The organism is Anabaena sp. TISTR 8404 (assembly GCF_056847745.1).
In genome coordinates this window covers 6159087-6182683 of record NZ_CP180578.1, presented here as the reverse complement: position 1 = coordinate 6182683, position 23597 = coordinate 6159087, and the positions used below count along the sequence as shown (strand labels likewise).

The 23597-nt window shown below is 41.0% G+C and carries 25 protein-coding genes; 18 read left to right on the top strand and 7 right to left on the bottom strand.

Translation table 11 applies throughout. The features are described 5' to 3' along the window. Positions 1 to 14: 14 nt before the first annotated feature. Both rcbX and ACMX3D_RS26810 read left to right on the top strand, forming a co-directional pair. Positions 15 to 422: a RuBisCO chaperone RbcX gene (gene rcbX / locus ACMX3D_RS26815; protein WP_482748817.1), complete on the top strand. Its 408-nt coding sequence runs from the start codon at positions 15 to 17 to the stop codon at positions 420 to 422. Positions 423 to 467: 45 nt separating this feature from the next. Beyond that, the gene (locus tag ACMX3D_RS26810) at positions 468 to 797 is read left to right on the top strand and encodes a RuBisCO small subunit-like domain-containing protein (RefSeq protein WP_482748816.1); all 330 of its coding nucleotides are present in this window, start codon (positions 468 to 470) and stop codon (positions 795 to 797) included. An 80-nt stretch (positions 798 to 877) separates the two neighbouring features. Here ACMX3D_RS26810 and ACMX3D_RS26805 read toward each other — a convergent pair whose 3' ends face one another. Further along, positions 878 to 1708, bottom strand: a complete 831-nt coding sequence (locus tag ACMX3D_RS26805; protein WP_482748815.1) for a hypothetical protein — start codon at positions 1706 to 1708, stop codon at positions 878 to 880. Positions 1709 to 1902: 194 nt separating this feature from the next. Here ACMX3D_RS26805 and ACMX3D_RS26800 point away from each other — a divergent pair, with 194 nt between their 5' ends. The 6 genes from ACMX3D_RS26800 (at position 1903) to ACMX3D_RS26775 (ending at position 7441) form a co-directional block, all read left to right on the top strand. Further along, a complete protein-coding gene (locus tag ACMX3D_RS26800; protein WP_482748814.1) occupies positions 1903 to 2697 on the top strand; it encodes a peroxiredoxin-like family protein in 795 nt (264 codons plus the stop codon). A gap of 141 nt (positions 2698 to 2838) precedes the next feature. After that, positions 2839 to 3744: a S1C family serine protease gene (locus ACMX3D_RS26795; protein WP_482748813.1), complete on the top strand. Its 906-nt coding sequence runs from the start codon at positions 2839 to 2841 to the stop codon at positions 3742 to 3744. Between the two features lie 26 nt (positions 3745 to 3770). Continuing rightward, positions 3771 to 4583, top strand: coding sequence for a S1C family serine protease (locus ACMX3D_RS26790; RefSeq protein WP_482748812.1), 813 nt, complete (start codon positions 3771 to 3773; stop codon positions 4581 to 4583). Continuing rightward, a complete protein-coding gene (locus ACMX3D_RS26785; protein WP_482748811.1) occupies positions 4580 to 5197 on the top strand; it encodes a response regulator transcription factor in 618 nt (205 codons plus the stop codon). Before ACMX3D_RS26790 ends, ACMX3D_RS26785 begins: the two co-directional genes overlap by 4 nt. Positions 5198 to 5382: 185 nt before the next feature. Then, on the top strand, positions 5383 to 6837 hold the full coding sequence (locus tag ACMX3D_RS26780; RefSeq protein ID WP_482748810.1) for an amidohydrolase: 1455 nt from the start codon (positions 5383 to 5385) through the stop codon (positions 6835 to 6837). Between the two features lie 181 nt (positions 6838 to 7018). Continuing rightward, on the top strand, positions 7019 to 7441 hold the full coding sequence (locus ACMX3D_RS26775; RefSeq protein WP_482748809.1) for a hypothetical protein: 423 nt from the start codon (positions 7019 to 7021) through the stop codon (positions 7439 to 7441). A gap of 18 nt (positions 7442 to 7459) precedes the next feature. Here ACMX3D_RS26775 and ACMX3D_RS26770 read toward each other — a convergent pair whose 3' ends face one another. The 3 genes from ACMX3D_RS26770 to ACMX3D_RS26760 all read right to left on the bottom strand — a co-directional run bounded on the left by ACMX3D_RS26770 (position 7460) and on the right by ACMX3D_RS26760 (position 11598). Further along, positions 7460 to 8323, bottom strand: a complete 864-nt coding sequence (locus ACMX3D_RS26770; protein ID WP_482748808.1) for a GNAT family N-acetyltransferase — start codon at positions 8321 to 8323, stop codon at positions 7460 to 7462. Between the two features lie 11 nt (positions 8324 to 8334). After that, positions 8335 to 10518 carry a pentapeptide repeat-containing protein gene (locus ACMX3D_RS26765; RefSeq protein ID WP_482752435.1) on the bottom strand — a complete coding sequence of 728 codons (2184 nt, stop codon included), beginning with the start codon at positions 10516 to 10518 and terminating at the stop codon, positions 8335 to 8337. Between the two features lie 72 nt (positions 10519 to 10590). Then, a complete protein-coding gene (locus tag ACMX3D_RS26760; RefSeq protein ID WP_482748807.1) occupies positions 10591 to 11598 on the bottom strand; it encodes a zinc-dependent alcohol dehydrogenase family protein in 1008 nt (335 codons plus the stop codon). 377 nt (positions 11599 to 11975) lie between these two features. Here ACMX3D_RS26760 and ACMX3D_RS26755 point away from each other — a divergent pair, with 377 nt between their 5' ends. Beyond that, on the top strand, positions 11976 to 12884 hold the full coding sequence (locus ACMX3D_RS26755) for a DUF4351 domain-containing protein (RefSeq protein WP_482748806.1): 909 nt from the start codon (positions 11976 to 11978) through the stop codon (positions 12882 to 12884). A gap of 175 nt (positions 12885 to 13059) precedes the next feature. On the opposite strand, the gene murG is transcribed toward ACMX3D_RS26755, so the two are convergent. Next, on the bottom strand, positions 13060 to 14130 hold the full coding sequence (gene murG, locus ACMX3D_RS26750) for an undecaprenyldiphospho-muramoylpentapeptide beta-N-acetylglucosaminyltransferase (RefSeq protein ID WP_482748805.1): 1071 nt from the start codon (positions 14128 to 14130) through the stop codon (positions 13060 to 13062). Between the two features lie 84 nt (positions 14131 to 14214). Between murG and ACMX3D_RS26745 the strand changes: the two genes are divergently transcribed. The 9 genes from ACMX3D_RS26745 (at position 14215) to ACMX3D_RS26705 (ending at position 20493) form a co-directional block, all read left to right on the top strand. Then, positions 14215 to 15024, top strand: a complete 810-nt coding sequence (locus ACMX3D_RS26745; RefSeq protein WP_482748804.1) for a nuclear transport factor 2 family protein — start codon at positions 14215 to 14217, stop codon at positions 15022 to 15024. A gap of 230 nt (positions 15025 to 15254) precedes the next feature. Next, positions 15255 to 16028: an SDR family oxidoreductase gene (locus ACMX3D_RS26740; protein WP_482748803.1), complete on the top strand. Its 774-nt coding sequence runs from the start codon at positions 15255 to 15257 to the stop codon at positions 16026 to 16028. Positions 16029 to 16151: 123 nt separating this feature from the next. Beyond that, positions 16152 to 16925: a ZIP family metal transporter gene (locus ACMX3D_RS26735; RefSeq protein WP_482748802.1), complete on the top strand. Its 774-nt coding sequence runs from the start codon at positions 16152 to 16154 to the stop codon at positions 16923 to 16925. 140 nt (positions 16926 to 17065) lie between these two features. Then, positions 17066 to 17461: a VOC family protein gene (locus ACMX3D_RS26730; RefSeq protein ID WP_482748801.1), complete on the top strand. Its 396-nt coding sequence runs from the start codon at positions 17066 to 17068 to the stop codon at positions 17459 to 17461. Positions 17462 to 17615: 154 nt separating this feature from the next. Continuing rightward, positions 17616 to 18206, top strand: coding sequence for a Crp/Fnr family transcriptional regulator (locus ACMX3D_RS26725; RefSeq protein WP_482748800.1), 591 nt, complete (start codon positions 17616 to 17618; stop codon positions 18204 to 18206). 401 nt (positions 18207 to 18607) lie between these two features. Beyond that, positions 18608 to 18970: a hypothetical protein gene (locus tag ACMX3D_RS26720; RefSeq protein WP_482748799.1), complete on the top strand. Its 363-nt coding sequence runs from the start codon at positions 18608 to 18610 to the stop codon at positions 18968 to 18970. Positions 18971 to 19196: 226 nt separating this feature from the next. Further along, positions 19197 to 19535, top strand: coding sequence for a hypothetical protein (locus ACMX3D_RS26715; RefSeq protein WP_482748798.1), 339 nt, complete (start codon positions 19197 to 19199; stop codon positions 19533 to 19535). A gap of 32 nt (positions 19536 to 19567) precedes the next feature. Then, on the top strand, positions 19568 to 19972 hold the full coding sequence (locus tag ACMX3D_RS26710) for a hypothetical protein (protein ID WP_482748797.1): 405 nt from the start codon (positions 19568 to 19570) through the stop codon (positions 19970 to 19972). A gap of 188 nt (positions 19973 to 20160) precedes the next feature. Further along, complete coding sequence (locus tag ACMX3D_RS26705) at positions 20161 to 20493, top strand: hypothetical protein (RefSeq protein ID WP_482748796.1); 333 nt, start codon at positions 20161 to 20163, stop codon at positions 20491 to 20493. Between the two features lie 93 nt (positions 20494 to 20586). Here ACMX3D_RS26705 and ACMX3D_RS26700 read toward each other — a convergent pair whose 3' ends face one another. Both ACMX3D_RS26700 and ACMX3D_RS26695 read right to left on the bottom strand, forming a co-directional pair. Next, the gene (locus ACMX3D_RS26700) at positions 20587 to 21201 is read right to left on the bottom strand and encodes a hypothetical protein (protein ID WP_482748795.1); all 615 of its coding nucleotides are present in this window, start codon (positions 21199 to 21201) and stop codon (positions 20587 to 20589) included. Between the two features lie 23 nt (positions 21202 to 21224). Continuing rightward, a complete protein-coding gene (locus ACMX3D_RS26695; RefSeq protein WP_482748794.1) occupies positions 21225 to 23591 on the bottom strand; it encodes a transglycosylase domain-containing protein in 2367 nt (788 codons plus the stop codon). Positions 23592 to 23597 lie beyond the last annotated feature (6 nt).

The following is a 23597-nucleotide window of genomic DNA, read 5'->3' as shown; positions in this document are numbered from 1 at the left end:
GGGCTGGGTCAAGCATGAATCTCAAGCAAATTGCGAAAGATACAGCCAAAACTCTCCAAAGCTACCTAACTTATCAGGCGCTAAGGACTGTACTGGCACAGCTAGGCGAAACTAATCCACCGTTGGCAGTTTGGCTGCATAACTTTTCCGCTGGAAAAGTCCAGGATGGAGAAGCTTATATAGAACAACTTATCCAAGAAAAGCCAGATTTAGCTTTGCGGATAATGACAGTCAGGGAACATATTGCTGAAGAAGTTGCGGAATTTTTGCCAGAAATGGTTCGCACTGGTATTAAGCAAGCCAACATGGAACAGCGTCGCCAGCATTTAGAACGCATCACGCAGCTGAGTTTAACTAACCCCAGTCCTGAATCAGAACAACAAAGATTTTCCGATCCTGACTGGGATAACTTAGCCAGTTAGGAAATATCCAAGCCGTCACAAAATAGCAAACCGTTATTATTAGCTATGCAAACCCTACCAAAAGAGCGCCGCTACGAAACCCTGTCTTATCTTCCTCCTCTGAGCGATGCTCAAATTGAGAAGCAAGTTCAGTATATTCTCAATCAAGGTTACATTCCTGCGATCGAGTTCAACGAAACTTCTGAACCCACCGAATTTTACTGGACAATGTGGAAGTTGCCTTTGTTCGGCGCTAAAACCACCCGCGAAGTATTAGGCGAAGTTCAAGCTTGCCGTTCTCAATATCCTACCCACTACATCCGTGTTGTAGGTTTCGACAACATCAAGCAGTGCCAAATCCTCAGCTTCATCGTTCACAAACCCAACAGATACTAAAAGCTGATTTGGTTTAAATAATTAAAAAAGAGAGGTAATACTTTTACCTCTCTTTTTTTGGGCTAATCTACCACATTCAGCTATGCTGTTTGTTGTTTGCAATTTCTATAAAAGATAAAAGCAGCACAACTGACAGAAGTAATAGCTACGAATACCGAAAAATACTTCGCTCTACTGCGCCCACTCAAAGTAACTCTAGGGATGATAGTCCAATAACTGTCTGCAATGTCAGTTCCTTGCTTTTCTAACCAAGTTTTTACTTCTCCCTTTCCACCTTCAATCACAAATCCACTCACCGTTATGGTTTCACTTTTTGGATCTGGGTGAACATACTCTTCAATTTCATTCTTCTGTAATGAAATAATTAGATTAACCGGAGTGTTCGACTGAAAATTATCTCTCAATGGTATGTATACTTCAGGTATACGAGTTCCCTTTTGCGTTACTAAAATATTGGGGTCTGGATAGCCTGAAATATTAGCATAGAAACTGTGTTCGGTAATTTTGCCAGAACTTAATTGAGCAATGCTAATTGTACCCATATCTTTACCGAATGATTTCTCTAATGAAATATTCAGTACATAAAACCCGATAATTAAAATAATTATCGGCATGAGTGCCTTTTTTAGAAGTTGATTATTTGTCAAATCATCAATTACATTCCACTTCGCAGAAACTTCTCGATTTAGATTTTGGCTTAGAACTCGATTACGTAAATAAGTTATGAACAATATAACTGGAATATGAAGCAGCATAAAACTTAAAAATTTCCACTGCTTCCCAAACAGACTTATCTGCATTTCTCCCAAAAATTGTATTAGGCCAGTATAGTGAAAGTCCCAATATATTGTTAGTGCAAGATACGCACAATAAGCTAGAGATAAATATTGTAATTTCTGCTTGTTACTCATTTCTCGAATTTTGATTCCTGCTCACTTCTTAACCTAAAAGAAGTTCAACCGAGATCAGTAATCAAACGCAAATAAGGACAGATATATTTCAGTTAAGGTGAATATTAGGTTAGATAGTACGATCGCGTCCACAAATCCTAGATGATTGTAGAGAGCGATCGCAAATCAAAAAATTAATAGTTATACCCACCTACATGAATACTCAAATGCGCTCTAATTCTCCAGATATTTATTCGATTTTGAGTCAGACTCAACGCTTACGAGTTAGCGATGGAGAAATTAAACCCATTTTAGATGGTTGCTCTAATACTTCAAAGTTACTTGTACTTATTTGGTCGCAGCTGGGAGATTTTGATAATTTAGAATACGCCTGGTGGCTGCAAAGAGAAAAAGAACAGATAGAAGCAAGAGGAATCACAATTCGTGCTATCGGAATTGGAGAGCGCAATTCTGGAATTAAGTTTTGCGAATATACTGGGTTTCCTCAAGAATGGTTGTTTGTGGATGCAAAGGCTGAAATTCACAGTCTTTTAGGACTTTATCGCGGTTTGTCTATAGAATTTCCTCTGCTATCAACATCACAAAAAGCTTGGCTGAATTTAATGTTAATGTGTGCGGGGATTGGTAGTCCTGGAACTCTGAAGGAAGTTTTTCGGGGTTATAAAGGTGACAAAAAAGCACCTCAGTTAATTGCTGATGAGGAAGTTGTAAAGGGTATACCTTTACCACCAATAAAAGGCTCTTTTTTCAAAGCGGCTGGAGGAAAAGGCTTTCAACGTCCATTTGAACTAGCAACACTGCGCTTGCGAAACATGACTGAAGTTTTGAGTAACTGGAATATATATGTACCAGATTCATCTTATTTGACACAACGCGGAGGAACTTTTCTATTTGATTCTCAAGGTAAATTAATTTATGAACATCGCGATCGCGGTATTCTGGGTTTTGCGAAAAATATGAGCAATCCCTTATCTTTCTTGTATAAGTAATTGATGAATGCGATCGCATTCCAAGAAACGTTTTTTTCTACTAGCCATTTTACTAGGTTAAATTCTCCCCATTTTTCCGATGCTATCTACAGTTATAAAACGACACGATAGGAGTATCACAAAATATTTGGGAAGAATTTTATGTCTTCATTACTGGCTTTGTCCAACAGTTTAGCCGACACCGTAGAACAAGCTGGAAGTGCTGTAGTTGCTGTTAATGCTGGTAAACGTATTTCCTCCAGTGGTATTCACTGGCGCAACGGAATCATTGTGACTTCTGACGAATCGCTTGGACGTTATGACGACATCACCGTCACTGTTGCTGATGGGTGTACTGTACCAGTTTCACTTCTTGGTCATGATGCTAGTACTGATATAGCTGTCTTCCAACTTGAAAATGCGGAAATTCCAACAGCACAAATTGGTGATACTGCAAAACTCAAGGTCGGTCATTTAGTATTAGGATTAGCCAGAAGTAGCGAAGGTGACTTACGCGCGGCGATGGGGGCTGTGAGTGTAGTAAGTGGTGCTTGGCGGAGTATGAGCGGTGGTAATATTGACCAATTCATCCGTCCAGATATCACACTTTACCCTGGTTTTGCTGGCGGGGCATTGGTAGATGCTGCTGGTTACGTGGTTGGAATGAATACATTAGGACGGCGCGGTACTGCTTTGACTATTCCTGTTAGTACAGTTGAGCGCGTGGTCAATCAATTACTCACGAAAGGACATATTTCTCGTGGTTATTTGGGTGTAGGAATGCAGCCTGTACGCTTGCCTAACAACTTGAAAAATCTTTTGAATTTACCTGCAACAACGGGGGTAATTGTCGTCAACGTGGAACCATCTGGCCCTGCTGACAATGCAGGTATCCTGCTGGGGGATGTGTTGGTAACATTTGATAATATTTCCGTAAGTGATACTGGTGATGTGCTGGCACTGCTAAATCATAGCGATCGCATTGGTAAAACTATCAAATTACAGCTTGTGCGAGGTGGTGCATTAGTTGAATTAGATGTTGTGGTTGGCGAACGTCCTGCTGAGTAAATAATTACCGTTAAATCAAGGCAATTATGATTACACAATTTAATGATGAACTGTCAGCAGTTACCGCTCAACTTCAGCAAATCACAGTCAAAGTTAAAAGCGGTGCGGCGAGTCTAGGTTCTGGTGTTATCTGGCAAGCAGACGGATTGATTATTACGAATGCTCATGTAGCAACCAGTCATCGAGCAACTGTAGAATTAGACGATGGTAGGGTATTTGAGGCGGTGCGATCGCACTTTGACCCCCAGCAAGATTTAGCTGCACTGCAAATTACGGCAACAAATTTAAATACTGCAACTATTGGTAATTCAGATACGCTACGAGTTGGTGAATTAGTTTTGGCTGTGGGTAATCCTTTAGGTGATCATGGTGCAGCCACAATGGGAATTGTTCATAGCCATCATCAACGGGCGGTAATCGCAGATTTACAGCTTTATCCTGGTAATTCTGGCGGATGTTTAGCAGACTGTCTTGGTCGAGTCGTTGGGATTAATTCAATGATTGTCAACAATTTAGCCGTGGCAATTCCCAGCAATACTGTCAATCGCTTTCTGTCTGGTAGTCATCGTCTGCAACTCGGAGTCACACTACAACCTGTAATTTTAGGCCGACGTAATCTAGGTTTACTAGTATTATCCATACTGCCTGGTAGTTTGGCGGAAACTGCTGGTTTACAAATTGGTGATGTGTTAACTGGAGTTTCAGGAAAATTATTCACTCGACCTGATGATTTGGTTAAATATCTGCATCACCAAGAGTCGATATTATTAAATGTTCTGCGGGGTAGAAAGCAATTTTTCGTTGACATAGCCAGGAAAACAACTGTGGAGGCTAGATGATCCAGGTGATGGTAATTGCTGCTTCTCCTGTGGTGCGGGCGGGTTTGTCAACTGTAATTAGCAATCATCCCCAGCTAACTGTCGTGGGAAGTGCATCTGACTTGGATGTATTAGCCAAGGAACTTGAGCAATTACAACCAGATGTTGTGCTGTTAGATTTTAGCAATCATCCTCAATCAATGTGGGCAAAATTACAACTAATGCCAGAGCAGCAAATTTTGCTCATGACTGAGGATATTGACAGTATTGATATGGAAACAGCATGGCGTTCTGGGATTCGTGGGATGTTACCTAGTACTAGCACAGAAGCAGAAATTATTGCGGCTGTAAAAGCGATCGCATCTGGTTTGGTAGTGCTGCACCCAGATTATTTAGAATTGCTGCCTATGCGCGAAAAAATCGTAGTTAACCCCGTGCAAACTTTGACACCAAGAGAAATAGAAGTCTTGGGAATGCTGGGGTCTGGTTTGGGAAATAAAGCGATCGCTAAACGCCTGCACATTTCCGAACACACAGTGAAATTCCACGTTTCATCAATTTTTCAAAAGCTGGCTGTTTCTTCGCGTACCGAGGCGGTAACAGCGGGTGTCAGGCTGGGTTTAATTATGCTGTGACGGCAAATGTAGAGATGTAGCTACGTCTCTACATTTACAAACATATTAAAAATATATTTAGAGTTTTTATCACAAAATATTTAAAACATTATAGTAATTACTGTCAGTAAAAATACTGTTTAATTCTAGGTTAAGAATTAAACATATTTTTCAGTGAGATAAAAATTTAGTAAGGATATATAGTTGTGAAACGCCAGTCGCCAAAATACTATAGGCTACTAATTCTTTTTGTCTGTACAGTGTTTATTGCCTTTGCAGGTCAAGTAGCGATCGCTCAAAATAATTACCGCTGGGGAAATCAACGCAGACAGCCAGTAGAACTAATTGTCGGTGGTGATTTTGTTGTCACCATGAATGATGCACAACCTGTAATTAGGAATGGTGCAGTTGCCATCAAAGACGGCAAAATTGTTGCTGTAGATACGCAAGACAAAATCTTGGCATCTTACAAAGCTGCTAAGAGATTACCAGGCGAAGGGATGGTATTAATGCCTGGTTTAGTCAACGGTCACTCTCATACCGCAATGGTGTTATTTCGCGGTTTAGCGGACGACTTAAGCTTACAAGATTGGCTACAAAATTACATATTTCCCGCAGAAGGACGGTTTGTTAACGAAAACTTCGTCCGCGTTGGTGAGGAACTAGCTTGTTGGGAAATGATTAGTGGTGGCACTACGACATTTGTTGATATGTATTTCAAACCCGATGTTGCCGCCAGAGTAGTTGATAGATGTGGCTTGCGGGCTGTAATTGCACCTTCGTCTATAGATTTTCCTAGCCCTGGTTTTAGCGGTTGGGATGATGCGTTTGCTGCCGCAGTAGATTTTGTCAAACGTTGGAAAGGAAGGAATCCACGAATTATCCCAGCCCTAGCGCCACACGCACCTTACACAGTCTCGCCAGAGCATTTAACACAAGCGATTCAAGCCGCACGTCAATATGATGTACCATTAACAATTCATCTTGCAGAGACACAAACCGAAGTCCAAGACATCCAGCAGCGCTATAATGCCACCCCAGTACAACACTTAGAAAATCTTGGGTTTCTGGAACCGCGAGTATTTGCTGCCCATGTAGTCTGGCCTAACGAAAGTGAAATTGCTTTGATGGCTAAACGTGGTGTTGGCGTTATTCATAATCCTGACTCTAATTTGAAGTTGGCTTCTGGCTTTGCACCAGTTCCAGCAATGGTACAGGCAGGAATTGAAGTTGGTTTAGGTACAGACGGGGCTGCGTCGAACAATGATTTAGATATGTGGGAAGCGATTCGTCTGACTGCCCTTATTCATAAAGGCACAACCCTCAACCCTACAACTTTACCTGCCAAAACAGTGTTACGGATGGCAACCTTGGGAGGCGCAGAAGCCCTCGGCTTGGCGGATAAAATTGGTGCTATTAAAGCGGGACTTCAAGCAGATTTAATTCAAGTTGACCTCACATCTGCACACTTGACTCCGCTTTACGATGTGATTTCCCATCTTGTTTATGCAGCGAAAGCTGACGATGTTGATACTGTGATAGTGGATGGGAAAGTTCTCATGTCTGGGCGTAAGGTATTTACAGTTGACACTGAGCAAATTCGGCGTGAAGCTATCAGGATTGGTGAGCAAATTCAAGCCGAGTTAAGACCAGCGAATTAAATATCTTCTTGAAATATCACCAAACCAAATTCTTTTCCAAGCTGTAATCAAAAATGTAGAGGTGTTGCTATCCAATGTCTCTACATTCATTGAATAAAAATAGAGAATTTACAATCAATTTGTAATGCACACCTTGATACAGAAATGTTATTACAATTAAAACATCAATATTTCCAAACCAATGTCGCGCATTCCTGATTGGTATCTCACGGCTCTTGGTCTATTTTTTGCGTTACTGACGATATTTATATTACATCTTAACTGGAGTCGTCTTGCCAAGTATTACCGCACCGACGAACCACCACCTGCAAACTTCTGGCGGAGGCAACATGGTTATGTGGGTTGGGTTTATTACAAAGGAACTTTGAATGTTGGTGTTAGTCGTCAAGGAATTTATTTGAGTATCTTTCCTTTGTTTAGTTTTGCTCTACCGCCTTTGTTAATTCCTTGGAGTGCTATTAGGAAAATTGAGCCTGTTAATGATTGGTTTGTGCAGCGTTTTCGGTTGTATTTGAGTGTGCCAAAAGTTAAGTTAGTTATTAAAAAAGAGTGTTTGGAACCAGCGAAAGAATATTTAGCTGCACAGGGATTTGAATGGATTTAGAGGTTTAACAGCAGTTTTCTAATCGCTAAAAATTACTAGACCAAATTCTTCGCCAGTTGGTCGAAAACCTATGCCTTGGTATGCTGCTTGAGCAGCATAATTTTCTTGATTGGTAAACAAGATAGCACGTTCGACACCATGCGATCGCGCCTTCAACAACGAGCCAGCTACAACACATTTGGCATAACCTTTACCGCGTAGTTGTGGCGGTGTCCAAACTCCACCAATCTGCACAATATCTGACAAACGAGCGTTGAAGGCGGTGTAAGCTACTAAAGTATTTTCTTTGACCAATATCCAATGTCTAGCGCTATCTTGTCGTGCAGCAATTTCCTGGCGAGAATTAGAGAGTAAATCAGGAGTTTCTGCTTGTCCTAAAGTTTCCACATTATAAGCAGCACACCATTGGCTAAGTAACTCTAACTCTTCTGGATAAGGTACTCTACATTCAACTTCTGTTGATGCTAAAGCTGGCGGTACTTGCAAATCTCGCAACGCCAGGGAAAATAATATCTCGCTTTCATCAAGCTGAGTTGGTCGGTTGACAAGTCCCAAAACTTGCTTTGTAGTTTCGACTTGCGCTGCTGGGCCTGCAATTCCCGAAATTGGGCGGTTGGACTGCGCCACTACTGCTTGCACCACTTCCGCAAGATGTACTGGTGCTTGAACTACCACCATCTCATTCCAATAATGGGCGGCGACTGCAACTATAGTTGAATTTGCGATCGCAGCTATGTATGTTCCCTGAAACCTTGCACCTTGGTCGAGTAGTCCAGCTTCGCGCCAATTGGAGCGCAAAAACATCGAAGTATCTGCATATTGTAATAAGAAGTTTTCGAGCAGTTCTTCATCGCCAGGTTGCAAGGTTCTTAAGGTATGCACTGAAAACTCCGTTATTTCAGATAAATCAGCAAATTCAATCCGGGGATTGTGCGCGAAAGCGTCCACAAAATCAGAGTAATATAAAGTACACCCAAACTCCATTGATACCAAGCAAGGGTAGCAATAATTCCTGGTAAATGTTGGTCACGGAGGCGGATATCATTAAAGCCTAATCGCACTAAATTGTTAAGACTAAAATCATAATAGTTCAACCAATTCCAGCGGCGATCGCTTAACAATGGCATATATCTTTCCCGAAATGTTTGATTTCTGGGAATGACTGGTAAACGTCCAATCAATAATCTTAATTGTCGGAAAGTTCCATCTTCTGCAAAGTAAGAAACATCCATTAAATCATGATAGCGTCCCTGTTGATATAGTCTAATAATTAAAGTTATTGGCAGAGGGATAATAATAATCAACAAACATCCTAATGTTAGCCAAGGCTGTTCGGCATTACGAAAAATAGCTAACAAACTAAAAAATTCTAAACAGCTAAAACCCAACAATATAGAAATAGTTTCATAGGATGTCGGGAGAATTGGTACAGGACGAAGACGACGGTAACGATCCACTAGCCAAAATAGTAAACCAAAGTAAGCGATCGCCACACCACCCACACCAAAGGCTAACCAAAAATTTGTGCCATAACCACTTAATAACAGCAGTACACTTAAAGCTAACCAACTCCAAGCTTGTAATATCCATCCACCCAAAGCCAGAGGTTCACCAAAACTCAGGCGATCGCTCAATTTATTATATGTTTCTAAATCAATATCTGCTAAAGTTAATAACTCAGAATTATTACGAAACATTCTGATAATACGACGATCAATTATTTCTTCTGCTTGCGTTTGAGAAAAACCCAAATTTATTAAACGAGTTAATGTTGCATTATTAATATTTGTTTTTAGCAATCGTTGGCGTAATTCAATTAATCTTAGCCGCTGTTTTGTATATTCCAATTGATTAGCATCGGCAATTTGCTGTTGCTGACGAAAATTTTGTCCCAAATTCCGCAACACATTTTGATTACCTTGTAAATTTGGTACACAAAACATTTTACCAATTTGACCAAGATTACCTAATATTTTGGCTTGGTTAGAGTTAAAACTTAATCCAGGTACATTTAAAAAAGCAGTTTTAGTAAAACTAGCATCACTAAAGTCTGCTAAGTTGAGAATACTAGCGCCGCGCAGATTTACGGATTGGTTAAATTGCACTTCTCGAAAGCTAACAGCTTGTTCAAAAGTTGCTTCTGTCAATAAAAAGAACTGATTAAAATTTGCTTTTGTAAATTGCGCTTGACTAGCAAAGCGAACATCAGAAAAATTAGTATTACCTAGCCATTGCACTTTGTTAAATTTAGCTAACTGTTTAAACACAGCTTGATTAAAGTTAGCAGCTTCAGCGAAAAAACTGCCATGAAAATCAGCTAATTCTTGAAATTGCGCTTGTTTAAAATTAGCTTTATCAAAAAAAATACTACCTTGAAAATTACTCGCTTGCCGGAAATTAGCATTCATAAAACTAACAAGACGGCTAAATCTGGCTTCACTCCAATTTGCAGGTTGTAAGAATGTGGCATTTTGGGCATCTACAGACTGGAGAAAGAAAGTATTGAGAAACTGTACTTGTCCATTAAAGCGAGTATTTACCAGAGTTAACGCACCACGAAAAACATTAATTTCGCCAGAGGTAGTTGCATCGGTTGCCAAAAGTGAGCGACAATCTTTAGCATTAGGTAAAGCGTAGACGTGAAGCGGCTTGTCGTTAGACATCGCTAGTGATTGTAAACAAACTAAACGTAGATTTTCCAATTGTGCTTGTTCTGTAGCGGTGAAAATTGGTGCGATCGCTTGAGCATATAAAGGTGTGCGTAAACCCAAATCACTTCCTATAAAATCCCCTTGAATCACAGAATAACTGAGATCTAAACCCAAAGGTTTCGCACCAGCCTTTTGCAATTCTTTCCGCAACAACTGATAAAAAGCATCACGAAAACTGCCATTTTCTGGACGCAAATCAATCACCATCTCGCGCAAATCTACAGTTAAATTACCTTCACGGAGTATCGGTTTATTTAATCTTTCTTGCAATATTTCCAGAGTTAGGGGTGTGCGTTCTATTTGAGTCTGTGCAGCGACAACAGGTAAAGGTAATAAAAAACTCAAAAATAAAACGCAGAGGAACACAAATATAAGATTCTCAGCGAACCTCCGCGCTTCCCTCAGCGTACCTTGGCGTTGAAAAAATAACTTATTCAATCATTCATCACTAATCAGCAGGACAATTTTACCCGCGATCGCACCAGTTTCAATTAATTCATGGGCTTTTGCTGCATCTTTTAACGGAAACTGATGATTAACCTGAATTTTCAACTTACCTTGTTCCATCCAACTAGCGCACTGTTCTAGAATTTCGGCATGATGTTGTAAACTTTCATCCAGTCCCATTAACATCGGTGTCAGCATTAACTCCAACCCAATGCGGAGATTCCGATTTCTGGCAATTTTCCACACAGTATTCGCATCAGGTTCCAGAATCGTCACAATATCACCATACACCCGCACCGCCGGAAAGGTTTTTTGAAAAGTTTCACCGCCAACAGTATCAAAAGCTAAGTCTACGCCTTCACCACCAGTCCAATCTAACGTTGCTTGTACAAAGTCGGTTTGTTTGTAAAAGATAGGATAATCTGCACCAAGTTGTTGGACAAAATTCGCCTTTTCTTGAGAACTAACCGTCGTGGCGACAGTCGCACCTTTGAGTTTCGCCAGTTGAATTGCTACGTGTCCGACACCACCAGCACCAGCATGAATTAGCACCTTTTCCCCAGGTTCTAATCTTCCACGTTCATATAAAGCTTCCCAGGCTGTAATTAATACCAAAGGTGCTGCGGCTGCTTCCGCAAAAGACACAGACGCAGGTTTACGCGCCACAAATCGCTCATCCACAACCGTATATTCTGCATAATTACCTTGGTGTCCGCCTAAGCCACCGTAGCAAAAATATACTGTGTCACCCGGACGAAACCGCTGTACACCAGCACCCACCGCTTCCACAACACCTGCACCATCACAACCTAAAATAGCAGGCATTTGATTAGGATAAAAAGTGCCTCGTTTGCGAAGTTTCGTATCAATCGGATTAATCCCAGCCGCTACCAAACGAACTAAAAGTTGAGTATTATCCAAAGGAACACTTGGGTTTGGTATTTCCTGTAATTGCAGTACTTCGGGACTACCGGCTGCTGTCATTAAGACTGCTTTCACAACGCTTTCCTCCTGGCTGACACTAGATGCTTGTTCTTTTGCAACTTTACCAGTATTGCTATATGTTGAGGTTGTGGAAGTTTAAATTTGTTTTACTTTGATTAAAAGTATTTAAACGTAATTAGACTTGTGTGTGTTTGGATTACATTTAACAATTGCAGATTGACAGCCACAAGTTAATTATGTCACTTTTGTGATTAAAGAATTTGATTTACAAAATATTGCAACGTGACACGCAATATAAGATTTGATGTTCCCAAAAGAATTGTTCTAAGAGTTAGTTAGCGAGTCACAGACTTTGTAACAGATATAACTACTAATATTTGTGCGATCGCTTTCGTAAAATTACAAAAACTATCCTTCTCTCATCCAATTGAATGACGAGATTTATTCATGACCAATTCTCTAAAGACTACTTAGAAGAACTACTCAAACCATTCGGACAAGTCCAAGCACCAAGCCGAGTTGCAGCAGAAGTACGAGAAATAGATGTATTATTTACACCAATTCCTACACAAACAGCTAACTTAACAACTTTAGGATTATTAGGGAAAATGGCGACAAACCCAGCCATATTTGAACCCTTCCGTAACCCAGCATCCAAAGAAGAAATCACAGATTGTCTATTAAAACTACTAGAAGTAAAAAGTGCAATTCAGCGAGAAGCAAATCGTAACAAAACCACAATCTCAGACTCAGAAATTCCCCATCTATGGATACTCACACCCACCGCATCGCAGACAATAATTTCCGGTTTTGGTGCAACGCTAAAATCAGAGTGGGGAGAAGGAGTTTACTTGTTACCTGAATATTTGCGGACAGCCATAGTCGTTATTCATCAGTTACCATCAACTCCAGAAACACTTTGGCTGAGAATACTAGGACGTGGTAGAGTACAGCAACGAGCAATTGATGAATTGGCAGCACTACCAGCTAATCACCCGTTCCAGAGAGTAACGCTAGAATTACTTTATAGTCTGCAACAAAACTTGAGAATAAATCAGAATATAGAAACAGATGATCGGGAGTTAGTGATGAGATTAGCACCACTGTATCAACAAGACAGAGAACGAGCTAGACAGGAAGGCTTACAACAAGGAGAACAAAAGCTAATTCTGCGCCAGTTAAATCGACGCTTGGGAAACATAGGTTCATCTTTAATCGAGCAAATTCAAAGATTATCTATTGAACAATTAGAATCTCTAGGAGAAGCATTGTTAGATTTTGCCACTGTGGCGGATTTAGAAGTCTGGTTAAGTCAACAACAAGATACAACAAACCAGTGAATTATTTAGTGTTGATAATTTCAATTCAATTTATAAGCGATCGCCCTCCAGAATCAGCAAAGATATCCCAGGGCGATCGCTTTGATAAGTCTAATCTTTGTCTATCATTCCTAAATTAAATAAAAAAAGACACGAAATATCGTGTCTCTACACAAAATTTTCGCTGCTGAGTTGTTTAACCTTCCAGAACTTCTCGCAATAAAGTAGCCAATTTATCAGCACTATCAGGAACCGCGATCGCTTTGGCATTTTCCCTCATTTTGGTTAACTCGGCTGGATTTTGCAACAACTGTAAAACTTGAGTTTGCAATTTTTCGGCTGTTAACTCTGATTGTTTATAAGTAATTGCTGCACCAGCTTTGGTAAACACCTCTGCGTTGTAAGATTGATGATCTTCCGCCGCAAAAGGGTAAGGAATCAAAATTGCTGGTGTGCCACACACCGCTAATTCTGTTAAGCTACCAGCACCAGAACGACTAATTGCTAAAGTAGCACGTCGCAACAGCGCCGCCATATTGTCATAAAACGGTAACTCTATATATTGCGGATGTTTAAAAATACCAGCATCGGGATCGCGATCGCCTGTTAAATGAACGACATAAGCACCAGTATCTAACCAAGCAATCGCCACCTGACGCACTAATTTATTAATTGCAACTGCGCCTTGACTTCCCCCAAAAACCACAATTAACGGCACATTATCGGGAATCGCCAAATCTAGCGGTGGGACTTCCGCCTCTAAAAATTGCGATCGCACTGGTGTACCAACACAAACATTTTTGGCACGAGGTAAATACTTAGCCGCCGCTTCAAACCCCAGCGCCATTGCATTGCACCAAGGGCCAAAAAAGCGAGTTACTTTTCCTGGTAAAGCATTAGATTCGTGAAAAACTACAGGTAAACCCAAAGAACGTGCCGCAATTACCGCAGGCCCCGCAATATAACCACCTGTAGTAAACACGCCTTGAAATTTTCCCTGTTTGAGAATTCGTCGAACTTCTATAATCGAACCAATGAGTTTCACCAAAATGCGAACAGATGCAAGTCCGAACCCTTGCTGGAACCCTTCAACTAAAATAGTATTCAAGGGATACTGTTTGGGAACAAGTTGCGTTTCTAGTCGATTTGGGACACCCAACCATTCAATTTCATAGTCTGGCAGTTTTTCTGCCAGTGCGATCGCTGGAAACAAATGTCCACCAGTCCCACTGGCAGCTATAAGTAATCTTATCGGTGCGTTTGTCATCAAACCTCTACCGTTTAGCGCCTAGCTTAATTAAGATAAAACAATTTCCCGACCTTCATGACTAAAATCAGTAAACTGTTACCAATGACTAACATTATTGCTGTATTCCTCAAACGCCAACTGCAATTCTCTGCTAACGGTTGGCTGTTATTATCTCTGCTGACACTGGGTTTAACTAGCAGTTTACACAATGTGCAAGCTGCACCTCCCCAAAACGCCCCCGCAGAACTGAACAATTTACTCACACAAATTGATACAGCTGCTAGTAAAGGCAACGCCAAAGCGGTACTCCAATTCTATAGTCCTAATTTTACCAATGCAGATGGATTAAACCGCCCCAATCTCGAAAAAGCTTTGGTGACTCTCTGGAAACAATATCCGCAATTACGCTACATCACAAAGCTACAATCTTGGAAATCTGAAGGTAATGCCATCATTGCCGAAACAGTTACTAACATTTCTAGCCCAACATCTACTAACGTTAATAATTTAGCTCTAAACGCTACAATTACTTCTCGCCAACGTATTGCAGGTGGCAAAATTGTCAGTCAAGACATCTTAGCAGAACGCACTCTAATTACTTCTGGAAAACAACCACCCCAACTTGATGTTAAATTACCCCAACAAGTGAAAGTTGGTCAGCAGTATAGTTTTGATGCAATTGTGAAAGAACCTTTAGGAGATGATCTGCTGCTAGGAACAGCTGTAGAAGAACCTGTTAAAGTTGACAAATATCTCAATCCCTCACCTATAAATTTAGAACCACTGAACTCAGGTGGATTGTTTAAAACTGGACGCGCACCCGCAACTCCTGGTAGCCATTGGATTTCTGCCGTGATTGTTCGGGGTGAAGGTATGACAATGGTGACTCAGCGTTTGAAAGTAGTGAAGTGAAGTATGAAGTGTGAAGGGTGAAGTGTGAAGTAGTGTGGTATGCAAATTTAGCTCAAACCTAACCCCCAACCCCTTCCCTACGAGGGAAGGGGAGTAAGACTCAAAGCCTCTCTCCGAAGCGGAGAGGGGTTTGAAGAATAAGTCGCACATTACATCCTTGATTCTGCATCTTGGTCAATAGTTCAGAATTATTGGACAATTGACACTGGACTATTGACTGTTGACTAACAATGATTTCCCTAAAAAATCAAATTGTTTTGATTACTGGCGCAAGTAGTGGAATTGGGACTGCTTGTGCCAAAGTTTTTGCTGGTGCTGGTGCAAAATTGATTTTAGCAGCGCGGCGGCTAGAACGCTTGCAGCAGTTAGCCAATACTCTGAATCAAGAGTTTGGTACAGCAACTCATTTATTACAGCTAGATGTGCGCGATCGCCCTGCGGTAGAATCTAGCATTGCTAACCTACCCCCGGACTGGTCTAATATAGACGTTCTCATCAACAATGCTGGTTTGAGTCGCGGTTTAGATAAATTGCATGAAGGCGACTTTCAAGACTGGGAAGAAATGATTGATACCAATATCAAGGGTTTACTGTACCTCACCCGCTATGTTGTTCCAGGGATGGTGAGTCGCGGTCGCGGTCATGTGGTAAATATTGGTTCCATCGCTGGACATCAAACTTACCCTGGCGGTAATGTTTACTGTGCAACCAAAGCTGCGGTGAAAGCAATTTCGGAAGGTTTGAAACAAGACCTGTTAGGTACTCCAGTACGTATCACTTCTGTTGATCCTGGGATGGTGGAAACAGAATTTAGTGAAGTGCGTTTTCATGGCGATGCTGAACGCGCCAAGCGGGTATATCAAGGCGTGAATCCCTTAACACCTGATGATATCGCGGATGTGGTCTTGTTCTGCACCACGCGATCGCCTCATGTCAATATCAATGAAGTCATACTCATGCCTGTAGATCAAGCCAGCGCTACTCTTGTACATCGCCATAATTAAAGTATTTGCGATTGTTGACTATTAACAGTTCACAGTCAACAATCTGCAAGAATGTGATCACTTGCAACTCATAATCATTTCGACTATGATTTATTTAAGTAAATTAAATAAATCACCCCAGCTATGGAGAGTCTTGTTATCGGTGCATTAGCTAGTTTAGGAGCAGGACTGGCTACAGCCATCGGAGCCTTACCTGTTTTACTACCAATTAATCTGACGCAGCGAGTACAGGGAATCATGCTGGGGTTTGGTGGGGGAGTGATGTTAGCAGCAACATCCTTTTCATTAATTATGCCGGGAACAGAGGCGGCCATATCTCAAGGTTTATCCCAAGCTAATGCTGCATTAATTATTGTGGCTGGGATGTTGCTAGGAGCAGGATTTCTGCAATTAGCGCATCGCTTTTTACCCCACGAACACTTTTTTAAAGGCAAAGAAAATTGTCGTAGCAATAACCTCAAACGAATTTGGTTATTTATTGCGGCAATTACTATTCACAACTTCCCCGAAGGATTAGCTGTTGGAGTAAATTTCGGTAACAATAATATTAGTGATGGCATTCCTGTAGCTTTGGGAATTGGCTTACAAAATATTCCCGAAGGTTTAGTAGTTGCCTTATCTTTAGTTGCTGAGAAATATTCAGCAGGTTATGCTTTGTGGATTTCTTTACTCACAGGTTTAGTCGAACCAATTGGTGGTTTGATTGGTGTAGGAGTGGTGAGTATTGCTAATTTTGTTTTACCTTGGGCAATGGCCTTTGCTGCTGGAGCGATGTTGTTTGTAATTAGTGATGAAATCATCCCTGAATCTCATCGCAAAGGTTTAGAAAAAGAAGGAACATTCGGTGTAATGTTTGGCTTTGTAGTCATGATGTTTTTAGATATTGCATTGGGGTAAAAAAGCAGAGGAATATTAGTTGCTCATTTCTCAGGTTGATTCCTTCACAGTTGCACAGAATTGAGTATGAATTCTGGCTTCTGATTTCTAAATTATCTTCTGATAATCAATCACTATTTTCAACTCAAAAGGAGCGAATTATGAATTTCACTCGCTTTGAACATATTAACCTTGCCTGCAAAGATATTGAAGCCAGTCAGAAATTCTATCAAACTTTATTTCCTGATTGGTATGTCCGTGCTGAAGGTGTGTATAACGGTAGTCGTTGGCTGCATTTTGGCAATGACCAATTTTATCTGACTTTGAATGATTATTCAGAGCAAAATCGAGTTTCTCAACCCTACGAAAGCATAGGTATTAATCATGTTGGCTTTGTCATTAAAGACGGCGAAGCGATGAAAGACTTGCTTGAAAAACAGGGGATTGAATATTACACACTCACAGCACCAGAAACCAAGCACAGAATTTATGTCAATGACCCAGATGGTAATGAAATTGAGTTAGTGGAATATCAACTCGATTATGCACTGAGGTAAGCGATTACCACAGGCGATCGCAATTGTACAAGATTTATGCAGTGCGATCGCCTGCAACTATCCCAATGCAGATTTTTTTATATGCCTATAAGTTCATTTAGCTTGATCTATATGTATACTACGGTTAATACATCGAAAAAACGTACTATATATCATGGTGTCTTTACACTCAAGCTTATCTAACCCACCTGTGAAGAATGCCAAGCAGCATTTTACTAGGCGGTCATTCCTCCCAGACCATCAAAATGTACTTTGGCAGATTGAAAAAGGTTTTGTCCGCACTTTTACTTATTTAGAAGATGGTACAACAGTTGCTCTAGGATTATGGGGGCCTGGAGATATTGTCGGTAAAGCCTTGTCAAAAATGGAACCTTATCAGATGGAGTGCTTAACCAAAGTAGAAGTCAGCATTATACTCATGGAGAATTGGTATCAACCGCAACAGACACTACTAGCACACATCCAACAGGCTGAAGAATTGATGGTAATTCGTAGTTATAAAAAAGTTGATACCATGCTTATCAAACTATTGGCCTGGTTATCAAAAAAATTTGGTTTACAAGTTGAACAGGGACGCTTAATAGATATGCGTTTAACGCACGAAGACTTAGCAGAAATGCTTGGTTCTACTCGCGTCACTATCACCCGAATTTTGGGACAGTTTGAGGAAGAAGGTCTCATTGACCGTCTATCTCTGCATCGAATTGTAGTGAAGGAAGAAGACATTTGGTACTATGAAATTTAATTTCAGCAGCTGTAAAAACCTTATTAGCTGATATTTTTGGGGGATAAAAGCTAACAAATCTCATTTTGGGCAACAGCAGCTTTAATTAAAGCATCAGTAATTACTTGATTTTCTAGTCTTTCTCTATACTTACCTTGCCTGAAAACTCAAAATTAAAAACTCGGTAATAAAGGCTAGAAAAGAGATAAATTATACCTTGTTAGATTGACTCCCCCTAGCATTATTTTTAAGTTTAAAAAGCATATTAAAGATATAAATAGCAAAATTCTTCTAAATTTCAGAGAAAATATTCGTGTAAGATATAAAATCATAAGCTAAGAAACTCGCGCGTACTTTTGCACGTTTTTTGTACAGAAAAGTGTTTCTTTAAAAGCACTCAAAATTAACAAATTGAGGTAAGCATGATATTGTCAAAACGTTATCTGGTGAGCATCTTCTCTGTTGCAGCTTTAGGATTGGCTTCTTTGCCTGCTAACGCCGAGACTAACCAGACAAGCACTCAGACTATCGAGCAAAACGCTGCTAACGTAGGCGATTACAACCAAATTTATCAACGGGCTGATCAAATTAACATCCAAAGAAATAATCAACGCCTGAGAGGTCGGCGTTCTGGTGGACGTGTCAATCAAGACAGTTACCAAGATACTCGTCAATCTGGGGGCAATGTAGGTTATGGCAGCAGTATTAGGCAACGCTCTAGAGTAATTAACACACAAAGAAACTCTGTTCGCCGTGATCAACGTGGTCGGCGTGACAGATATTAATAAGGTGGCGTTGCTGAGTTTAATTAGCTATTGAGTCAGACTCCCAATCTTAATTAAAGATTGGGAGTTACAAGCTAATTATTCAGTTTGTTTTTGTGTTTGTTGTAGTAATTTTAAGTAACATCTTGGCTTCAGCAAGCACAAAATTAGATTGAAAATTTGTAGGCTTTTTGAATTAATTCAGCATCAAAAAGCTTTTTTCCTCCATTTATGGAGAAATTTCATTATGATAGCTAAAAAGTCTTTCCCCTTGGTGGTTTTCTTAGCGCTGATAGCTTTGCCCAGTGCAGCCAGCGCATCCAGAGTTGAAATCCGTACTGATGACGGCACAACAATAGTTGATTCAGAGAATGGCATCAGAATCACTTCTGATGATGACGAAGACAAAAATGATGTAACAGATAGTTACTACACTCAATCAGATTCTTATTCCCGTCGTCGCCTGCGTAGAAATTATCGACAAGCACCCTGTCGTCGCTACACTTCTAACTACACCAAGCGTCAAACAAGTTACTCAGGTAGAAGCGTTGTTCAAACCACTACTTCGACAACTATATGTCGATAGTCATGACTAGATTTTGACTTTGGGAGATAAGCATGAGATCCAAATTTTTATTACTGGGATGGTTATCGGGTACTGCTTTACTACCGATGTCACCTGCTTTTACTGATCCTGCTGCTGCACAGTGTGTGATGACAGATGTTTCCGTTCAAGTTGCTGTACGTGGCTCTAGACGGCCTTCTCGACAAAGCAACAATGTTGATTTGCAAAATCAAGGCCGATGCTCAGGAAACACAATTACACAAGTTGGTACGCAAGTTTACACTGGTAGTGGTCGGGCGAACCAACAACGTACCAGCAGACAACGGATTAATGGTGGTAGAGGTAACGGTACACGGGTCAATGGGCCGACTATTAAAGTTCCTGTTGGGGTGCAGGTGGATGTTTACAACCCAGCTTATGATCCATCTTTCACGAGGCCTCGGAATTTCCGCCGTTGAAATCTATCAGTTGATTGAGGCGCAGGCTTGAACCCGTCAAACAATTTTGGATTTGAGATTTTGGATTAAAAAGATAAATTTGGGGGCTAAATAATTACTAATTCGTAATTTGTAATTAAAAGGTTAAAAGCCCTCCCAAAATCTCAAAACTGGTGGTTTTCAATGATTTTATGTAAGGTATGGCAAAGATGAGCAAGAAAAAATTTATTGTTAGTTTTTTAACGGCGATCGCAACTGTTGGTCTGACTTCTTTTCCGACTCTAGCACAGGTTAACAGTAATCAAGGAGCAAGCCAAACGGCCGCTATTAATGGAGATAACAATACAATCATTCAAATAATCAATCAATCTAATCGTCAACAAAATAATCGAGGAAGAGCCAACCGTCGTCAATCACCTTATCAGCGACGTGAAGCTTACAGAAATCAAGGCTATGGACGACAAGATAATTATCGTCGCGATAACGGTAATCATTACGGTCATGACAAAAAGTATCGCAATAACAATCGTTGGGGTAGATAAAGTATTACAACAGTTTTAAATTGTCCAATCATTCATACAGTTTGTTGACTGTTGACAGTCAACAGTCAACAGTTAACAACCAACAAAATCAGCTTATCTCTCTTGCATCCACAGCGCTAATCCTCCTCCACGACCACGAGCCGCGATCAAATCTTCTGTGACTAAAAAGAAAGCAAAGAATGGCAACTTCGCTATAGGTTGGTTGTCAAAATCTTTTTTTTGTGATTTTGTACCCTGTAAAGGTTGGTTATAAACAACACGATTAAAGAGACTAATTTGGATGTGGGTAAAATCAAATGCCAGTAGATTTTTTTTGCCTAAATATTTGGCTGGGCCTGTGAGTTTTAACAACACAGGCCCTAATTGTACTTGATTACTAATTTCTCCTTTGACTGGAGTTTCATCTGTGGCTGGTGTTGTTTGCCCAAAGGAAATATAAGTTGGCGTAAATTTAGGCCAATAAAAGCCTTTGCCTAAAATTATTCCGCCTCGTTGCCTAACTTTACGTGTTCCGGTAGCAAAGCATAGTCGCCATGTTCCCACAAGAGAATCAAAAGTATAGCTAAGGCGTTGCTGTTTGGCTGTTTTTTCAGCTGCCAATAAAGTATCAACTACTACTTTAGCTGATGGGCGATCGCTATCTTTGCCAGCTTGGGTTAACGTGGCGACAAACTCAGATGCAGCAAGTGATGGTAACTCAGCATTCATGAAAACGTTTGATTTTTTGTTAACTATTGTGATGTGCCTGGTCTGAGTCTATCCCGCCAAGAAGGTTGTGATCCTGAACCGGAACTTGAAGAACTAGAACTGTTGCTAGTTGAAGATGAAGACCGTCGAGACCTGCGGGGTGCGGGAGAGTCTGATTCAACTTGCCTGGATTTTCTTCTAGAACGCGATGGCTCTGCGGCTGAGGCGCTGGAATCATTGTCTAGACTGCGATAGCGCCGTCTTCTGGGTGTTTCGGTATTATCATCTTGCTGCTGGTATCTCCGTCGTCTTCTGGGTGTTTCGGTATTATCATCTTGCTGCTGGTAAGTGCGTCTGCGTCTTCTTGATGAGCCGCTATCATCAGAATCATCCTCAGATGAAAGAGAACGATTCAGTACTTGCTTGGGTTTAATGGGTTGGGCTTTGATTGTGCCTTTGCGACCTTCTAACTTGGGTCTTTCAGGGAATTTTTCTACTGGCATTCCCTCGACAACTTTTTCCATAAATTCATGCCAGGTGTAGGCTGCACTACCACTACTGCCATAGGTGGCGCGGTTATCATCATTACCTAACCAAACTCCTGCCACTACTTGGGGGATATAGCCAATAAACCACAAATCCCTAGCTTGATCAGAGGTTCCAGTCTTGCCAGCTACTGGTCGATTACCGAGTTGGGCAGCTGCACCAGTACCTTCAACGACCACGTTACGCAGCATCCAAGTCATGATGGCGGCACTATCAGCATCGAGCGCTCGCTGTGATTTAAAATCCGCTGACCAGATAACTTTACCTTGACGGTTGAGGATGCGCCGGATGCCATGCGGCTCTACGTGTAATCCTTGAGTAGCAAAACTACCGTAAGCGCTGGTCAATTCTAGAAGGTTGACTTCGTTGGAGCCTAGGGCTAAAGAATAATGGGGATTAAGTTTTGATTTAATGCCCATATTGTGAGCTAGTTTGATGGTTGGCTCAAATCCAACATCAAGTAATACTTTCAAAGCAACTATATTCACAGAGCGAGTCAGAGCATCTCGCATATTGATCATGCCCCGGAATTTTTCGCCGTAGTTTTTGGGTTCGTAGCCATCGACGACAAAGGGGGCATCTAAATAGGAATCGTAAGGGTTTTTCCCTGTAGCGATCGCCGTAGCATAGACAAATCCCTTAAATGTCGAGCCTGGCTGACGCTTGGCTTGGGTGACGCGATTAAATTGGTTTTTGCCAAAGTCTTTACCCCCTACCATTGCTTTAATTTCACCACTGCGGGGGTCAATAGCAACTAAGGCGGCTTGTTTAAAGTTTTCCCAGCGCCCTTGATTTCGTAATACTTTGGTAACTGCGGCTTCGGCCGCTTTTTGCCAAGTCGGGTCTAAGCTGGTTTCTATTGTTAAACCCCCAGCTGCTAGAACATCAGGAGAAACATACTTGGGCAATTCTTGCTGAACATAGCTAGTAAAGTAGGGAGATTCAATTTGTAGCCGTTTGGGCAAGCTACTTTTTACAACTAATGGTTCTTGAGTAGCTGCTTGTCTTTCGGCTTCAGTAATAATTCCATCTTCCCGCATCCGTTGTAATACTAAATTGCGCCGTTGCTTAGCTGCTTCGGGATTTTGTTCTGGAGAATACAAACTTGGTGCAGGAGCCAACCCGGCAATTGTTGCAGCTTCGGCTAAAGTTAGTTGGTCTACTGGTTTACTAAAGTACACCCAAGCGGCATCTGCAACACCATAAGCCCCTGAGCCTAAATATACTAAATTCAGGTAACGCTCTAAAATTTGGTCTTTTGTAAATTCTTCTTCTAGTGTCTGGGCGAGACGGACTTCTTTGAGTTTGCGCCAGATAGTCTTTTCTTGTTTTAGGAAAAGAATCCGTGCTAATTGTTGGGTGATAGTGCTACCGCCTTCGACAACATTTTGCGATCGCAAGTTATTTATCCCTGCTCTCACAATGCCTTGGGGATCGACACCGTTATGTTCTGTAAATCTTCTATCTTCTGAGGCAATAAAAGCTTTTTTTAATTTATCGGGAATTTGTTCTATTTTGAGATATTCTCTGGTAGCTTCTCCTTGTTGCTGGAGGATATTGCCATCAGCCGCTTTAATTGTTAATGTTTGTTCGCGAACAACAGTTTGCAGTTCTGACTTATTTGGCAAAGTTTTATCTATCGAGGCAATGACATATTTAGTTCCAATCACGCCACTACCTACGGTTAGTATTGCCCAAAACCACAATCGACGATAAAATGGCTTTTCCCTACTGGTAAATATGGTAACTATTCCAGATGAAACACTACCCATCTGGCCAAATAGTTGTCTTACCTTTCCCACTTTGGTTGGGGGTAAGCTCTCGTCGGTGGATTCCTCATGTTTATATTGATTCCCAGGCGACAATCGCGG

Coding starts and splice junctions, on each gene's coding strand:
- rcbX (WP_482748817.1), top strand. CDS start 15: ATGAATCTCAAGCAAATTGCGAAAGATACAGCCAAAACTCTCCAAAGC.
- ACMX3D_RS26810 (WP_482748816.1), top strand. CDS start 468: ATGCAAACCCTACCAAAAGAGCGCCGCTACGAAACCCTGTCTTATCTT.
- ACMX3D_RS26805 (WP_482748815.1), bottom strand. CDS start 1,708: ATGAGTAACAAGCAGAAATTACAATATTTATCTCTAGCTTATTGTGCG.
- ACMX3D_RS26800 (WP_482748814.1), top strand. CDS start 1,903: ATGAATACTCAAATGCGCTCTAATTCTCCAGATATTTATTCGATTTTG.
- ACMX3D_RS26795 (WP_482748813.1), top strand. CDS start 2,839: ATGTCTTCATTACTGGCTTTGTCCAACAGTTTAGCCGACACCGTAGAA.
- ACMX3D_RS26790 (WP_482748812.1), top strand. CDS start 3,771: ATGATTACACAATTTAATGATGAACTGTCAGCAGTTACCGCTCAACTT.
- ACMX3D_RS26785 (WP_482748811.1), top strand. CDS start 4,580: ATGATCCAGGTGATGGTAATTGCTGCTTCTCCTGTGGTGCGGGCGGGT.
- ACMX3D_RS26775 (WP_482748809.1), top strand. CDS start 7,019: ATGTCGCGCATTCCTGATTGGTATCTCACGGCTCTTGGTCTATTTTTT.
- ACMX3D_RS26755 (WP_482748806.1), top strand. CDS start 11,976: ATGACGAGATTTATTCATGACCAATTCTCTAAAGACTACTTAGAAGAA.
- murG (WP_482748805.1), bottom strand. CDS start 14,130: ATGACAAACGCACCGATAAGATTACTTATAGCTGCCAGTGGGACTGGT.
- ACMX3D_RS26745 (WP_482748804.1), top strand. CDS start 14,215: ATGACTAACATTATTGCTGTATTCCTCAAACGCCAACTGCAATTCTCT.
- ACMX3D_RS26740 (WP_482748803.1), top strand. CDS start 15,255: ATGATTTCCCTAAAAAATCAAATTGTTTTGATTACTGGCGCAAGTAGT.
- ACMX3D_RS26735 (WP_482748802.1), top strand. CDS start 16,152: ATGGAGAGTCTTGTTATCGGTGCATTAGCTAGTTTAGGAGCAGGACTG.
- ACMX3D_RS26730 (WP_482748801.1), top strand. CDS start 17,066: ATGAATTTCACTCGCTTTGAACATATTAACCTTGCCTGCAAAGATATT.
- ACMX3D_RS26725 (WP_482748800.1), top strand. CDS start 17,616: ATGGTGTCTTTACACTCAAGCTTATCTAACCCACCTGTGAAGAATGCC.
- ACMX3D_RS26720 (WP_482748799.1), top strand. CDS start 18,608: ATGATATTGTCAAAACGTTATCTGGTGAGCATCTTCTCTGTTGCAGCT.
- ACMX3D_RS26715 (WP_482748798.1), top strand. CDS start 19,197: ATGATAGCTAAAAAGTCTTTCCCCTTGGTGGTTTTCTTAGCGCTGATA.
- ACMX3D_RS26710 (WP_482748797.1), top strand. CDS start 19,568: ATGAGATCCAAATTTTTATTACTGGGATGGTTATCGGGTACTGCTTTA.
- ACMX3D_RS26705 (WP_482748796.1), top strand. CDS start 20,161: ATGAGCAAGAAAAAATTTATTGTTAGTTTTTTAACGGCGATCGCAACT.
- ACMX3D_RS26700 (WP_482748795.1), bottom strand. CDS start 21,201: ATGAATGCTGAGTTACCATCACTTGCTGCATCTGAGTTTGTCGCCACG.